The following is a 14,860-nucleotide window of genomic DNA, read 5'->3' on the forward strand; positions in this document are numbered from 1 at the left end:
CGCAGCCCCCAGGAAGAGGATGGGACGGGTAGGGGCGGCGGGGGCGAAACAACCCGGCCCTCAGCCCACCCCTCACTCCCCCGCCACAGCCATCGCCTTCAACGCCAGCCACAACTCCATCCGCACATCCGGATCGTCCAACGACCGCCCCAGGATCTCCTCGACCCGCCGCATCCGATACCGCAACGTATGCCGGTGCACCCCAAGATCAGCCGCCGCAGCGTCCCACTGCCCGTGCCGGGACAACCAGGCCCGCAACGAAGCGACCAGGTCCCCGCGCCCGGTGGCGTCATGCTCGTACAGCGCCCGCAGCAACCCGTCCGCGAACGCCCGCACCGCGTCATCCGCGAGCAACGGCACCACAGACCCCGCGGCCAGCTCCTCGTGCTCCACGAGCACCCGTCCCCGCCGCCGGGCAACCGACAGCGCCTGCTCGGCCTGCTTGTAGGCGGACGCGGCGGCGATCGGCCCGGCGGGAGCGGAAAGCCCCACCACCAGCCCGTCCTCGTCCACGCCCTGCTCAGCGGCCCCGCGCACACCCCCGGCACTCCCCGCACCCCCGGTGGTCCCGGCGGTTCCGGCCATGCCGGCCCCGAGCGCCTCCGCGTACTGGGCACAGGACGAAACCACCGCGCCCCTGTCCGCAGCCAGCACCACAAGCCGCTCCCCGTCGGGCACGACCAGCACGGCCTCCCCCGACCGAGCGGCCGCGGCCTCGGCAACCTCCGCGAGCGCGCCCAGCAGATCGGCGCCGCCTTCGGCCCACGCCTCCGCTGCCGCCGCGGCCCCGGCACCGGAGCGCCCCCGCGCGGTCGGCGCGGCCTCCGCGAGGATCATCCGATACGGAGCATCGAGAAGTTCGCCGTACAGATCCCCCGCGACAGCCCGGGCATGGTCGGGCTCCCCGGCCAGCAGCATCCGCAGCACGGCCACCCCGATCCGCTGCTCAGCGGCATACAACGACCGCGACCGCTCAGTCGTGAGCGTCAGCAGGGCGATCGCGGAGTGAACGGCGTACCGCTCGGCGGTACCCAGCGCCGCGGCGGTACCCACGGCCAGCGCGGCCCGGGCCCGCCGCCCGGTCCCGAGGGAATGCAGTTCGACACGATCCTCACCGGCACCGTCCGCGCCACCGTCACGGTCAGTGCCACCGGCACCGCCACCCGCGACGCCACCGCCATCGTCGCCGTCGCCGTCCTCGTCACCGGCCTCCACCTTCCCCCCGACCACGGAACTCGCCGGCGCGGCCCGCTCCCGCAGCCGCTCCACGTCGGCGGTGAGCCGCGCGGCCCGCCGCCCGGCCCACTCGGGCGCCGCCGCGACGACGGCACCCGACGCGTCGTACAGGGCGGACCACCCGTCGACCTGTGAAGCGAGGGCGGTGAGCACACCCTCGGGCCCGGCACTCAGGGCCTGCTTGGTCAGCTCGCGCTGCGCGGCGAAGCCCGCGGTCACGGCCCGGTACTGATCGGCGGCGATGGCGGCGGAGACGGCCTTGCTGATGGCCAGGAAGGGGGTGCGCCGCGGCACTTCGAGGAGCGGCAGCCCCTCCTTCTCCGCGGCGTCGACCAGTGCTTTCGGGACATCCTCGTAATGCACTCCGACGGCGAAGCCGAGCCCGACGACCCCCGCCCCCACCAGCCTCTTCACATAGCGCCGCATGGCGTCCGGCTTCTCCACGTCCAGCTTGAGCGCGGTGATCAGGAGCAGCTCCCCGCCCTCCATGTACGGCACGGGGTCGGCGAGTTCGCTGGCGTGGGCCCAACGGACGGGCACATCCAGGCGTTCCTCGCCCGCGCGCACGGTGAGTTTGAGCGCCGAGTGCTGGACGAGCGAGGCGAGCGTGGGGGGCATGAGGCCTTCAGGTCTTTCCTGGCCAGGTCTTCCGGTTCTTCACGGAAGTGGCGGGAGTGGCGGAGGGTGCGATCTTTTAGCCGTCACGTATGAACGACCTGTGTAGATTCTGCCTCACTGTACGGTGAACGCGTCACCTTATGTACAGATGTCCTGCTCACCTCGGAAAAGCCACTCATCCCCGAAGATCCACCAACAACGGCGGCGCGTGCTCCCCCCGCACACTGGTGAGCGACAGCACCGCGTGCCCCGGCGGCACCGCGTGCGCCAGCTCGGACGCGGACCACCGCTCGCGCTCGACCTGCCGCACGGTGACGGCGCGGGCGGTGGGCGCGCGCCCCGTGATCACTCGCCGCAGGGCGTGCACGGTCTTGCCGAGCGGAGTCTCGGCGATGATCTGCCGGTCGGTGACGTCCCGCGCCTCGGTCCACTCCTTGCCCCACACCTCGGCGAAGTCCTGGCCGTCCCAGGGCGTGAGCCCGGACAACGCCATCCGGCACCCGATCGCACCCAGCAGCGGCGTCCGCAGCGGCCGCGGCACGTCGTCGAGCGTACGGAGCGTCAGAACGGCGCCGGCGTTGGCGGATCGCAGCCGCTGGATCCCCCGTACCGCCTCGGGGGTCACCACGCCCGTCGCGTCGTCCAGCACCAGACACGCGAACAACGACCGGTCCTCCCGCACCGCCACACTCGCCGTGAACTGCGCGAGTACCAGCCGTGCCAGGATCCGCGAGGCATCGGCGTGCCCGCGCTCGGGCAGATCGATGCGCACCCGCACCGGATGGTCGAGGGCGCGAAGCGAGAAGGGCCTGGACTGCCCGGAGGTGTCGAAGAACGCGGCGAAGGCGGGCCGGTCCAGCAGGGCGACCCGGTCCGCGAGGACGCCCCCCAGGTCTCCCGGATGCCCCGACTGCCGTTCCCGCGCGTCGAGTTCGCGCAGCAGCGAGTCCTGCCCGGCCTCCGTGAGCGCCTTGCGCAGGGCGCCGAGCGGGCCGGGTGCGCCGTCGAGGAGCTGCCGCAGCTCGGGTACGGACGGGAAGCGCCCGTGGACCGCGCGGTACGGCCCGAGCAACTGGGCGAGCACGGTGGTGGACCGGCGGCTGTCCCCGCCGGGATGCGGATCGGTGAGGTCGCCGACCAGCGCCTCGGCGAGGACGGCCGCCGCCTCGTCGGGGTCGGTGGTCCCGCCGTAGAGATCGAGGTCGTACACGGACTCGGCGTTCCCGACCCGCACGACGACGTCGTACGCGTCCACCGGCCCGAGCCCCGCGCCCGCGGCCCCCACCACGACCACGGCGGCCCGCCCGGCGAGCGCGTGCAGGCACAGCGACTCGGCGAGCGGCCAGACCACCGCGCCGGTCTTGCCGGATCCTGCGGGGCCGACGGCGAGCAGCGACGTGCCGAGGAGATCGGGGCCGAGGCCGAGTCCGGTGCCGCGGTAGGCGTATGGATTGCGGCGGTCGTCGGCGGTCGCGCCGAGCCGGACCTGCCCGGTGACGAGGTCGTGCTGGGCGAGGCGGCCGGGAAGATCACGATCGCCGGAGGGGTGCAGACAGGCGGCCGCCCCGTCCTTCAGCACGGCGCCCGTGAAGGTGGCGAGGCTGTGCCGCCCGCTGCGTACCCCCTGCCAGGCGCGGGCGATGCGCGCCTGGTCGACGTCGCGCATGAGCCCGGCGCGGGCCTCGGCGGCGAGCCGGTCGGCGGCGTCCGTGGCTCCGGCGGCCCGCAGCTCGGGCCACTGGGCGGGGTCCTCCTCGGGTGTGGGCGGCCGCTCGGCCGCGGGCGCGACCCGGCTCCAGGCGGGCGGCCCGAAGCGGCGCCACACGTCGCCCCAGCGGCCGAGCCGTCCGACGGCCACCATGATGGCCAGGGCGATCACGGTGTAGTAGCCGTACCAGAGGAAGGCGTTGGCGACCCGGTCCCCGCTGTGACGCCAGGAATCCGGCGTGAACAGTTCGAGCGGCAGGACCCACCAGCCGCCCAGATAGCCGTTCCACAGCAGCGACCAGATCAGCCACCCCACGAGGAAGGCGATCAGCGCGCCGCTGAGCAGCTGCCGGGTGGGGATGACCTCGGGTTCCTCGTCCGGCCGCGGCCGGTGCCCGAACCGCCAGACGCCCGGCGCCGCCTCGGGCCGATGGGTCCGCAGCCACGCCAGAAACTGCGATCCGTCCGGCAGCGGCGGCGCGCCGGGTGCCTGCGTGGGCCGCGGCGGCACATGAGGCGGCCCCGCCGGGCGCGGCACACGATCGGCGTGTGTGCCCCGTGCGTCCTGCGTACCGTCGCTGTCCATCGCTCCTGCTCCCTGACCAGCTGCTCCACTCACCATCAGCGAGCCAATCTAATGCCCCCGCAAGGGGAGTTCACCGCTTACCCGGCCGGGCGGGACCCGCCCACGGAGCCGCCGCAATGTCCACGGCGGACAACGCGAGGTCCCGACAACACCCACATGGAGCATGCCCACTCCCCTCCCCCGGCCCTAGCCTGCGAGGAAAGAAGCCGATTGCGCGAAGAAGCCAGTTGCGCGAAGAACCCGTCCGCACGACCCCAGGGAGCCCCTCATGAGCGCACTTCCGCAGGAGCGCCGCGTCGTCACCGCCATCCCCGGCCCGAAGTCGCAGGAGTTGCAGGCCCGCCGTACCGCCGTGGTCGCGGCCGGTGTGGGGTCCGTGCTGCCCGTGTTCACCGCGCGCGCGGGCGGCGGGATCATCGAGGACGTCGACGGGAACCGGCTGATCGACTTCGGCTCCGGCATCGCGGTGACCAGCGTCGGCGCGTCCGCCGAGGCCGTCGTACGCCGCGCCTCCGCCCAGCTGCAGGACTTCACCCACACCTGTTTCATGGTCACGCCGTACGAGGGCTACGTGGCCGTCGCCGAGGCGCTGGCCGAGCTCACCCCCGGTGACCACGCGAAGAAGTCCGCGCTGTTCAACTCCGGTGCCGAGGCCGTCGAGAACGCCGTCAAGATCGCCCGCTCGTACACCAAGCGCCAGGCCGTCGTCGTCTTCGACCACGGCTACCACGGCCGTACGAACCTCACGATGGCCCTGACCTCGAAGAACATGCCGTACAAGCACGGCTTCGGTCCGTTCGCGCCCGAGATCTACCGCATGCCGATGGCGTACGGCTACCGCTGGCCGACCGGCGCCGAGAACTGTGGCCCCGAGGCCGCCGCGCAGGCCATCGACCAGATCACCAAGCAGGTCGGCCCGGAGAACGTGGCCGCGATCGTCATCGAACCGGTGCTGGGCGAGGGCGGCTTCATCGAGCCGGCGAAGGGCTTCCTGCCGGCGCTGAGCAAGTTCGCCGAGGACCACGGCATCGTGTTCGTCGCGGACGAGATCCAGTCCGGCTTCTGCCGCACCGGTCAGTGGTTCGCGTGTGAGGACGAGGGCATCGTCCCCGACCTGATCACGACGGCGAAGGGCATCGCGGGCGGGCTGCCGCTGGCCGCCGTGACCGGCCGCGCCGAGATCATGGACGCCGCGCACGTGGGCGGTCTGGGCGGCACCTACGGCGGTAACCCGGTCGCCTGCGCGGGCGCCCTCGGCTCGATCGAGACCATGAAGGAGCTCGACCTCAAGTCCAGGGCGCGGCACATCGAGACGGTCATGAAGGCGCGTCTGGGTGCCATGCAGGAGAAGTACGACATCATCGGCGACGTCCGGGGCCGCGGCGCCATGATCGCCATCGAGCTCGTGAAAGACCCGGCCACCAAGGAGCCGAACCCCGAGGCCACCGCCGCGCTCGCCAAGGCCTGCCACCAGGAGGGCCTGCTGGTCCTGACCTGTGGCACCTACGGCAACGTGCTGCGCTTCCTGCCGCCTCTGGTCATCGGCGAGGATCTGCTCACTGAGGGACTCGACATCCTCGAGCAGGCCTTCACCCGCATCTGAGCAGGACCTCTCGCATCTGGTTCCGGTGCGGCGGAAGCCAGGAGCAGGGCATGTGAAGAACGTGTGCGAGGTGCATGACGGGTGCCCCATCCGTCTGTCGGACGCCGATCCCCTGTCGTAGGTTTTACCCAGATGAGAGATACACCCCGCCCACAGGGGACTGTGGGTGACACCAGGTCGGGGCCTCCCCAGCCTCACCCTGGTCGTGCCATCGCGCACACAACTGGAGCTTCCGGCTTCAGATCTCCTCACCGATCGGACAGTCGCCCGCCCCAAACCCCCCGGGGCGTGCGACGACCCGGTCTGGACGGCCGTCTCGGAACTTCCCCCCCTGTTCCGGGGCGGCCGACCTTGTTTCTGGGCGGTCTGGCCCTTCTCTTCGCGTTCCTCACCTGGCAGGCGGCCGTCGACACTCCGCTGCGCCGCGCCGACGAGCGCCTCGGGCGGGCGATCACGGGCAGCCGTTTCCCCGGCGGTGCCGCCGAGTTCCTCGCGGACCTGGGGAACTTCGTCGTCGCCGTCCCGGTGCTGGTCGCGGTCCTCGCGTACGTCGCCTGGCGCGCGCGTCGCGCCGGTACGCCCCGATGGTGGCTCCCGCCGCTCGCGGCCCTGGTCGCCCTGGCCGCCGTGCCGGCTGTGATCGCCCCGCTGAAGGCGGTCGTCGGCCGGGCGGGCCCACCCGGCATGGAGGGCGACGGCTTCTATCCCTCGGGCCACACGGCGACGGCCGCCGTCGCCTACGGGGCGGCCGTCCTGCTCGTGCTTCCCTGGCTGCGCGACGCCTACGTCCGCCGCGAACTGACCATCGGCTGCGTGGTGTTGGTCGTCGCCGTCGGCTTCGGTCTGATCCGACGCGGCTACCACTGGCCGCTGGACGTGGCGGGAAGCCTCATCCTGAGCGCGATGCTGCTGATCACGCTCACCGTGTTCCTGCGCCGCGTGGGCCGCACGGGCGGCGGACGCCAGGACGGCTCATAACCCTTCGCCGCCCGCCAGAGTGGCCGCCGCCTCGTGCATCGCCAGTTCCAGCAGCGCCGGATCCGTCAGCGTGCCCGAGCCGTCCGGCGGGACCAGCCAGCGGGTGCCGCCGGTGGAGCGGCCCGGGCACGGCACCACGATCCAGGTGCCGAGACCGGCGGCGCGCACCCCCGTGCCGAGCCAGCGTGCCGCCGTACCCGGCGGCACGAAGAACCCCGTCCGGGCGTCGCCGAAGTCGACGAGCACCGGCCCCGGCTGGTCGATGACCCGCGTCAGTACGTCGAGCGTGGCGATGCCGAGCTCGCCCGGCAGGATGAGTACGTCCCACAGCCTGCCCGCCGGCAGCAGCGTGACCCCCAGGGGGGTGTGGTCCCATTCCCAGCGGCAGACCTCCGGGTGCGGAGCCACCGAAGCGAGCCACTCGACCGCCGTCTTCGCCTCAGTCATCAGGGGTCCTCTCTTTCTCGTGCCGACGCGGTTCGCGTCACTGGGAAGAGAGAGGGGTCCAGGCCGGGCATTACGCGGGTTCGGCGACTTGCTGGTGGTGACCGGTGACGGTCTTCGAGCGGGGCGTACGCCCGGTGGATCATGCTCCGGAACACGCGCCGTCAGCTGTCGAAGCCGAGCCCCAGTCGGTCCATGGTCCTCAGCCACAGATTGCGCCGGCCGCCATGTGCGTCGGCCCGCGCCAGCGACCACTTGGTGAGCGCGATCCCCGTCCAGGCGAAGGGCTCCGGCGGGAAGGGCAGTGGCTTCTTGCGGACCATCTCCAGGGCCGTGCGTTCGGTGCGTTCCCCCGCCAGCAGGTCGAGCATCACGTCCGCGCCGAACCGGGTCGCCCCCACGCCCAGCCCGGTGTAGCCGGCCGCGTACGCGACCCGTCCCTGATGTGCCGTACCGAAGAAGGCCGAGAAGCGGGAGCAGGTGTCGATCGCGCCGCCCCACGCGTGCGTGAAGCGGACGCCCTCCAGCTGCGGGAAGCAGGTGAAGAAGTGCCCGGCGAGCTTCGCGTACGTCTCCGGGCGGTCGTCGTACTCGGCGCGCACCCTGCCGCCGTACGGATAGACCGCGTCGTATCCGCCCCACAGGACGCGGTTGTCGGCCGACAGCCGGAAATAGTGGAACTGGTTGGCGCTGTCGCCGAGTCCCTGGCGGTTCTGCCAGCCTACGGAAGCCAGTTGGCCGGTGGTGAGCGGCTCGGTCATCAGCGCGTAGTCGTAGACCGGGACGGTGTACGGGCGGACGCGTCTGACCAGGTTCGGGAAGATGTTGGTGCCGAGGGCGACCCGGCGGGCGCGGACGCTGCCGTACGGAGTGCGTACGGCCATTCCGGCGCCGTGCGCCCGCAGGGTGAGCGCGGGCGTGTGCTCGTACACGCGGACGCCCAGGCCGATGCAGGCGCGTTTGAGGCCCCAGGCGAGTCGGGCCGGGTTGAGGAGCGCGACGCCGCGGCGGTCGTGGAGGCCGCCGAGGAAGGTCGGTGAGTCGACTTGTTGACGTACGGCGTCGGTGTCCAGGTACTCGATGCCGTCCGCGAGGCCGTGGCGCACCAGCTCCTCGTACCACGCACGGAGTTCGGCGGCCTGGTACGGCTCGGTGGCGACGTCGATCTCGCCGGTGCGCCCGAAGTCGCAGTCGAGGCAGTAGCGGTCGACGGTCGCCTCGATCTCGTCCAGGTTGCGGGCGCCCAGTTTCTGCAGTTGGTGGATCTCGTCCGGCCAGCGGCTGAGGCCGTTGGCCAGTCCGTGCGTGAGCGAGGCCGCGCAGAAGCCGCCATTGCGGCCGGAGGCGGCCCAGCCCACCTCGCGGCCTTCGACCAGCACCACGTCCCGCCGCGGATCGCGTTCCTTGGCGAGGAGCGCGGTCCACAGCCCGCTGTACCCGCCGCCGACGACGAGCAGGTCGCAGCTTTCGGCGGTGGTGAGAGCCGGCTCGGGGTGGGGTCTGCCGGGGTCGTCCAGCCAGTACGGGACCGGCTGGGCGTCGGAAAGGGATGTCGTCCAACGGGTCATGGCGCTCATGCCGTGTGCCGCCTGCGGCGATTGCCGACGACCATGCCGGCCAGCACGAGCAGTACGGCGACGATGAACATGGCCGTACCGATGACATTGATCTGTACGGGAGTTCCGCGCTGTGCCGAACCCCAGACGAACATGGGAAAGGTGACGGTCGCGCCCGCGTTGAAATTGGTGATGATGAAATCGTCGAAGGACAGCGCGAAGGCGAGCAGCGCTCCCGCCGCGATTCCGGGGGCCGCGATGGGCAGGGTGACCCTGAGGAAGGTCTGCAGCGGGCCCGCGTACAGGTCCTGCGCAGCCTGCTCCAGGCTGGGGTCCATCGACATGACGCGCGCTTTGACGGCCGTCACGACAAAACTGAGGCAGAACATGATGTGGGCGATCAGGATCGTCCAGAAGCCGAGTTGCACGCCCATGTTGAGGAAGAGCGTCAGCAGCGAGGCGGCCATCACGACCTCGGGCATCGCCATCGGAAGGAAGATCAGCGAGTTGACCGCTCCCCGTGCGCGGAAGCGGTAGCGCACGAGCGCGAAGGCGATCAGCGTGCCGAGAACTGTCGCGCCGAGCGTCGCCCAGGCCGCGATCCGCAGGCTCAGCGACAGCGAACCGCACAGGTCGGCGACCCCGCACGGATCGGTCCAGGCATCCGTGGAGAACCGCTGCCACTCGTAATTGAAGCGCCCCTTCGGATCGTTGAAGGAGAACACCGTGACGACGACGTTCGGAAGGAGCAGATAACCGAGGGTCAACAGGCCCGCGATCACGACGAGATGGCGCTTGAACCAGCGTACGAAGGTCATTTAGACCAGATCCTCCGTCCCGGACTTGCGGATGTAGAGCGTGACGATGAGGAGAATCGCGGCCATGAGGATGAACGAGAGGGCCGCGGCCGTCGGATAGTCGAGAGTCCGCAGGAACTGGGTCTGGATGACGTTTCCGACCATGCGGGTGTCCGTGGACCCGAGGAGGTCGGCGTTCACATAGTCACCGCTCGCCGGGATGAAGGTCAGCAGCGTGCCGGAGACGACACCCGGCATCGACAGCGGGAACGTCACTTTGCGGAACGTCGTGAAGGGCTTTGCGTACAGATCGCCCGCCGCCTCGTGCAGCCGTCCGTCGATGCGCTCCAGCGAGGTGTAGAGCGGCAGGATCATGAACGGCAGGAAGTTGTAGGTGAGACCGCAGACCACCGCGAGGGGCGTGGCCAGGACGCGGTCGCCGGCCGTGATGCCGAGCGTGCTGGTGACATCCAGCAGGTGCAGCGAGCCCAGGGCACCGACGACCGGGCCGCCGTCCGCGAGGATCGTCTTCCAGGCGAGCGTACGGATCAGGAAGCTGGTGAAGAACGGCGCGATCACCAGGATCAGGATCAGATTGCGCCAGCGGCCCGCACGGAACGCGATCAGATACGCGAGCGGGTAGCCGAGCAGCAGGCACAGGGCCGTGGCCGTGCCGGCGTAGAGGACCGAGCGCATGAACTGCGGCCAGTACGCGGACAACGCGTCCCAGTAGGTCGCGAAGTGCCAGGTGACCTTGTAGCCCTCCTCCAGAGATCCCGTCTGCACGGACGTGGAGGCCTGGTAGACCAGCGGCAGCGCGAAGAAGAGCAGCAGCCAGAGGATGCCGGGCAGGAGCAGCCAGTACGGAGTGAGGCGGCCTCTTCTGCGCGGAGGCTTCTCGTCGGTGGCTGCGGGGCCGGGCGCGAGAGGCGGTGGCGCCTCGGTGAGGGTCGTCATCGGACCGTCACCCCTGCTTCCGGCTCCGCCGTTTCCACGCCGGCGGAGCCCACCGTCCCGGCGAGCAGGGACTGGGCCGCGTCGAGACCGAACGTGTGCGCCGGACTCCAGTGCAGGACGACCTCGGCGCCGGGGGCGAGCCGGGTGTCGCGGTCGATGTTCTGGGCGTAGACCTCGAACTCGGGGCAGACCGGGCTGTCGATGACGTACTGCGTGGAGACGCCGATGAAACTGGTGTCGGCGATCTTCCCGGTGATGCGGTTGCGTCCTTCGGGGATGTCGCCCGCGTCGTCGGCGTGCGTGAGGGTGATCTTCTCGGGGCGGACGCCCACGACGACCTTGCCGCCGGTCGTGGTGGGCGCGGAGCACCGCGCCTGGGGCAGGGTGAGCTTGCCGCCGCCCGCCGTGAGGACGATCTCGTCGCCGCTGTGGGTGTCGACCTCGGCCTCGATGAGGTTCGAGGTGCCGAGGAAGTTGGCGACGAACGTGGTCTGCGGGTTCTCGTAGAGATCGGCGGGCGAGCCGAGCTGCTCGACTCGGCCCGCGTTCATCACGGCGACCGTGTCGGCCATGGTCATGGCCTCCTCCTGGTCGTGCGTGACATGGATGAAGGTGATGCCCACCTCGGTCTGGATGCGCTTGAGTTCGAGCTGCATCTGGCGGCGCAGCTTGAGGTCGAGGGCGCCGAGCGGCTCGTCGAGGAGCAGCACCTTGGGGTGGTTGATCAGCGCGCGGGCGACGGCGACACGCTGTTGCTGGCCGCCCGAGAGCTGGTGTGGCTTCTTGCGGGCCTGTTCACCGAGTTGGACGAGGTCGAGCATCTCCTCGACCTGCTTCTTCACCGACTTGATGCCACGCCGGCGCAGTCCGAAAGCGACGTTCTCGAAGATGTCGAGGTGCGGGAAGAGGGCGTACGACTGGAAGACCGTGTTCACGGGCCGCTTGTAGGGCGGCAGGCGGGTGACGTCCTGGTCGCCCAGGGACACGGTCCCCGATGTGGGCTCCTCCAGGCCCGCGATCATCCGCAGGGTGGTGGTCTTGCCGCATCCCGACGCACCGAGCAGGGCGAAGAACGATCCCTGGGGCACGGTCAGGTCGAGCGGCTCGACGGCGGTGAAGGAGCCGTACGTCTTGCTGATCCCGGAGAGGCGGACGTCGCCGCCGCGGTCTTTCGTCATGGTGTCGTCCTGGATGTCGGGGAGGGCTTCGTGGCCGGCCCGGGGGCGAGCCGCGGATACTGCGGCGGTCGGGCGTTGCGGGCGGCGGGGCCGGTGCATGCCGCTGGGGTCCTGCGGGCCGTCTCGGGCGGGCGCCCGGGCGGCTCGAACACCCGAAAGCGCGCCCGCCGGAGGCGTTACGCCCCGGTCAGCTTGGCGAACTTCTCTTCGTAGGCCGTCTCTTCCTTCTGGCTCAGGGAGCGGAAGGCGTGCGACTTGGCGGCCATGGCCGCGTCGGGAATGATCAGCGGGTTGTTCGCCGCGTCGGGGTCGATCCTCGCGAGCTCGGCCTTCACACCGTCCACGGGGCACACGTAGTTGATGTACGCGGCGAGTTCGGCGGCCTGCCGCGGCTCGTAGTAGTAGTCGATGAGCCGTTCCGCGTTGGTCTTGTGGCGCGCCTTGTTGGGGACCAGAAGGTTGTCGGTGGACGTCAGGTACCCGCTGTCCGGGATGACGAAGTCGACTTCGGGGGTGTCCGCCTTGAGCTGGACGACGTCTCCGGCCCATGCGATGCAGGCCGCGAGGTCTCCCTTGCTGAGGTCGGACGTGTAGTCGTTGCCGGTGAAGCGGCGGATCTGGCTGTTGTCGACGGCCTTCTGGAGGCGGGCGATCGCCGCGTCGTAGTCGTCGTCGGTGAACTTCGCCGGATCCTTGTCCATGTCCAGCAGCGTCATACCGATGCTGTCGCGCATCTCCGACAGGAAGCCGACGCGCCCCTTGAGCCTGGGGTTGTCGAGCATGTCGGAGACGGACTTCACCTCCTCGCCGTCCAGCGCCTTCTTGTTGTACGCGATGACCGTGGAGATGCCGGTCCAGGGGTAGGAGTACGCGCGTCCCGGATCCCAGTCGGGGGTGCGGAACTGCTGGGACAGGTTGGCGTACGCGTGCGGCAGGTTGGACGGGTCCAGTTTCTGGACCCATCCGAAGCGGATCAGCCGGGCGGCCAGCCAGTCGGTGACGCAGATGAGGTCGCGCCCCGTGTCCTGGCCCGCCGCGAGCTGCGGCTTGATCTTCCCGAAGAACTCGACGTTGTCGTTGATGTCCTCGGTGTACTTGACCTTGATGCCGGTGCGCCTGGTGAACGCGTCGAGCGTGGGGTGGTGCTTCTCGCTCTCGTCGACGTCCATGTACTCGGTCCAGTTGGAGAAGTTGAGTCGCTTCTCCGCGGCCGAGTGGTCCTCGGACGAGACGCCGGCGGTGTTCTTCGCCGCGGGGATCCCGCAGGCGCTCAAGCTCCCGATCCCGCCGAGGGCGAACGCGCCGCCGGTGGCCGCGCGCAGCACGGACCGGCGGGTGAGTGAGGCCCTGCCGCTCCCGAAGCCGCGCCGCAACGCGGCGAGTCGGGCCGGGGCCAGGCGATCGGGCTCGTACTGCTCCATGCTCGTGGTGCCCTTTCCGGAGGGTGAGCGGCCGCGGGTGGGACGGCCTGCCTGTGTGCTGCTATCGATCCCCGAAGACAGTGCGGTGCCAGTCCTTCGCGGCCACCGCGGTGTTGTCGAACATGACGTGCTTGATCTGGGTGTACTCCTCGAAGGAGTACACGGACATGTCCTTGCCGAAGCCGGACGCCCGGTGGCCGCCGTGCGGCATCTCGCTGATGATCGGGATGTGGTCGTTGATCCACACGCAGCCCGCCCTGATCTCACGGGTGGCGCGGTTGGCTCGGTACACGTCACGGCTCCAGGCGGAGGCGGCGAGACCGTAGGGCGTGTCGTTGGCGAGCCGGATGCCCTCGTCGTCGCTGTCGAAGGGCAGCACGACCAGGACAGGGCCGAAGATCTCGGACCGCACGATCTCGCTGTCCTGGGCGGCGTCGGCGATGAGCGTGGGCAGGTAGTACGCGCCGTCCTCGAGCCCCTGAGGGATCTCGCCGCCGGTGACCACGCGCGCGGAGGAACGTGCCCGGTCGACGAAACCGGCGACGCGGTCGCGCTGGCCGTGCGAGATGAGCGGGCCGAGATCGGTGTCCGGCGCGAAGGGGTCGCCGAGCCGGACGGTCGACATGAGGTCGGCGGTCCGGGAGACGAACTCTTCGTAGAGGGGCCTTTGCACGTACGCGCGCGTGGCGGCCGTGCAGTCCTGGCCGGTGTTGATGAGCGCGCCCGCCACGGCGCCGTGCACGGCGGCGTCCAGGTCGGCGTCGTCGAAGACCACGAACGGGGCCTTGCCGCCGAGTTCGAGGTGGAGGCGCTTGACGGTGGAGGTGGCGACCTCGGCGACGCGCTTGCCGACGGCGGTGGAGCCGGTGAAGGACGTCATCGCCACGTCCGGGTGCGCGACCAGGTGCTCGCCGGCCTCCTTGCCGGTACCGGTGACGATGTTGAGGACGCCGTCGGGGATACCCGCGCGGGTGGCGGCCTCGGCGAAGAGCAGTGAGGTGAGCGGGGTGAGCTCGGCGGGCTTCAGAACGATGGTGTTGCCCGCGGCGATCGCCGGCAGGGCCTTCCAGGCGGCCATCTGGAGGGGGTAGTTCCAGGGCGCGATCGATCCGATGACACCGATGGGTTCACGGCGTACGTACGAGGTGTGGTCGCCGGAGTACTCGCCCGCGGACTGTCCTTGGAGGTGCCGGGCCGCGCCCGCGAAGAAGGCGGTGTTGTCGACGGTGCCCGGGACGTCGAACTCCCGGCTCAGCTTGAGGGGCTTGCCGCACTGCAGGGACTCGGCGCGCGCGAACTCCTCGGCGCGGTCGGCGAGTACGGCGGCGAAGCGGTGCAGGGCGTCCGAGCGCTCGCCCGGCGTCGCGGCCGACCAGCCGGGGAAGGCGTCCCGGGCGGCGGCGACGGCGGCGTCCACGTCGTCGGTCCCCGCCAGTTCGTAACGGAACACGCGCTCGCCGGTGGCGGGGTCGACCACCGAGTGGGTGTGGCCGGAGGTGCCCCTGGCCGGACGGCCATCGATGTACTGCGCGCCGGCCGCGAAGTGTTCCCGCACGTACTTTTGTGCCTGGGCACGCGTGCTGTGGCCCGGGTTGTCCATGTAGCTCTCCTCCGCCGCCGGCCGCGTTTCCCTGCGGGGCCTGCGTGGCTCCAGCTCGATTTGAGTGCCGATCCTGGCAGAGCAACCCCCGCCCAACAAGTGATTCCGTTGTTGCCTTTTGGTTACGCGACGGAATCTGTCGGCAAGGTGTCGAGTCCACCCGGAAAACCGCGACGGAC

General features: G+C 70.5%; 11 protein-coding genes. 2 read left to right on the forward strand and 9 right to left on the reverse strand.

Features of this window, described 5'->3' with window-relative positions; all coding sequences use genetic code 11:
- Positions 1–72: 72 nt before the first annotated feature.
- Positions 73–1,854: a PucR family transcriptional regulator gene (locus FGD71_RS23565; RefSeq protein ID WP_119102501.1), complete on the reverse strand. Its 1,782-nt coding sequence runs from the start codon at positions 1,852–1,854 to the stop codon at positions 73–75.
- Between the two features lie 175 nt (positions 1,855–2,029).
- Entirely contained in the window at positions 2,030–4,147 is a 2,118-nt protein-coding gene (locus FGD71_RS23570) for an ATP-binding protein (RefSeq protein ID WP_119102502.1), read from the reverse strand.
- Between the two features lie 268 nt (positions 4,148–4,415).
- On the opposite strand from FGD71_RS23570, the gene gabT reads away from it, so the two are divergent.
- Both gabT and FGD71_RS23580 read left to right on the forward strand, forming a co-directional pair.
- Positions 4,416–5,750 (forward strand): 4-aminobutyrate--2-oxoglutarate transaminase, encoded by a 1,335-nt coding sequence (gene gabT / locus FGD71_RS23575; protein WP_119102503.1) that lies wholly within the window; start codon positions 4,416–4,418, stop codon positions 5,748–5,750.
- Between the two features lie 351 nt (positions 5,751–6,101).
- A complete protein-coding gene (locus FGD71_RS23580; protein ID WP_338120078.1) occupies positions 6,102–6,728 on the forward strand; it encodes a phosphatase PAP2 family protein in 627 nt (208 codons plus the stop codon).
- On the opposite strand, the gene FGD71_RS23585 is transcribed toward FGD71_RS23580, so the two are convergent.
- The 7 genes from FGD71_RS23585 to FGD71_RS23615 form a co-directional block, all read right to left on the reverse strand.
- Positions 6,723–7,175 (reverse strand): hypothetical protein, encoded by a 453-nt coding sequence (locus FGD71_RS23585; protein ID WP_119102505.1) that lies wholly within the window; start codon positions 7,173–7,175, stop codon positions 6,723–6,725. The genes FGD71_RS23580 and FGD71_RS23585 overlap by 6 nt on opposite strands.
- Before the next feature lie 161 nt (positions 7,176–7,336).
- Positions 7,337–8,740: an NAD(P)/FAD-dependent oxidoreductase gene (locus FGD71_RS23590; protein WP_119102506.1), complete on the reverse strand. Its 1,404-nt coding sequence runs from the start codon at positions 8,738–8,740 to the stop codon at positions 7,337–7,339.
- A gap of 5 nt (positions 8,741–8,745) precedes the next feature.
- Positions 8,746–9,546 carry an ABC transporter permease gene (locus tag FGD71_RS23595; protein ID WP_119102507.1) on the reverse strand — a complete coding sequence of 267 codons (801 nt, stop codon included), beginning with the start codon at positions 9,544–9,546 and terminating at the stop codon, positions 8,746–8,748.
- The gene (locus tag FGD71_RS23600) at positions 9,547–10,482 is read right to left on the reverse strand and encodes an ABC transporter permease (RefSeq protein WP_119102508.1); all 936 of its coding nucleotides are present in this window, start codon (positions 10,480–10,482) and stop codon (positions 9,547–9,549) included. It lies immediately after the preceding gene.
- Positions 10,479–11,660, reverse strand: a complete 1,182-nt coding sequence (locus FGD71_RS23605; protein WP_119102509.1) for an ABC transporter ATP-binding protein — start codon at positions 11,658–11,660, stop codon at positions 10,479–10,481. Before FGD71_RS23605 ends, FGD71_RS23600 begins: the two co-directional genes overlap by 4 nt.
- A gap of 176 nt (positions 11,661–11,836) precedes the next feature.
- On the reverse strand, positions 11,837–13,081 hold the full coding sequence (locus FGD71_RS23610; protein WP_119102510.1) for an ABC transporter substrate-binding protein: 1,245 nt from the start codon (positions 13,079–13,081) through the stop codon (positions 11,837–11,839).
- 61 nt (positions 13,082–13,142) lie between these two features.
- The gene (locus FGD71_RS23615) at positions 13,143–14,681 is read right to left on the reverse strand and encodes a gamma-aminobutyraldehyde dehydrogenase (protein WP_119102511.1); all 1,539 of its coding nucleotides are present in this window, start codon (positions 14,679–14,681) and stop codon (positions 13,143–13,145) included.
- Positions 14,682–14,860: the final 179 nt, after the last annotated feature.

This window comes from Streptomyces sporangiiformans, from assembly GCF_005768555.2.
Taxonomy (GTDB): Bacteria; Actinomycetota; Actinomycetes; order Streptomycetales; family Streptomycetaceae; genus Streptomyces; species Streptomyces sporangiiformans.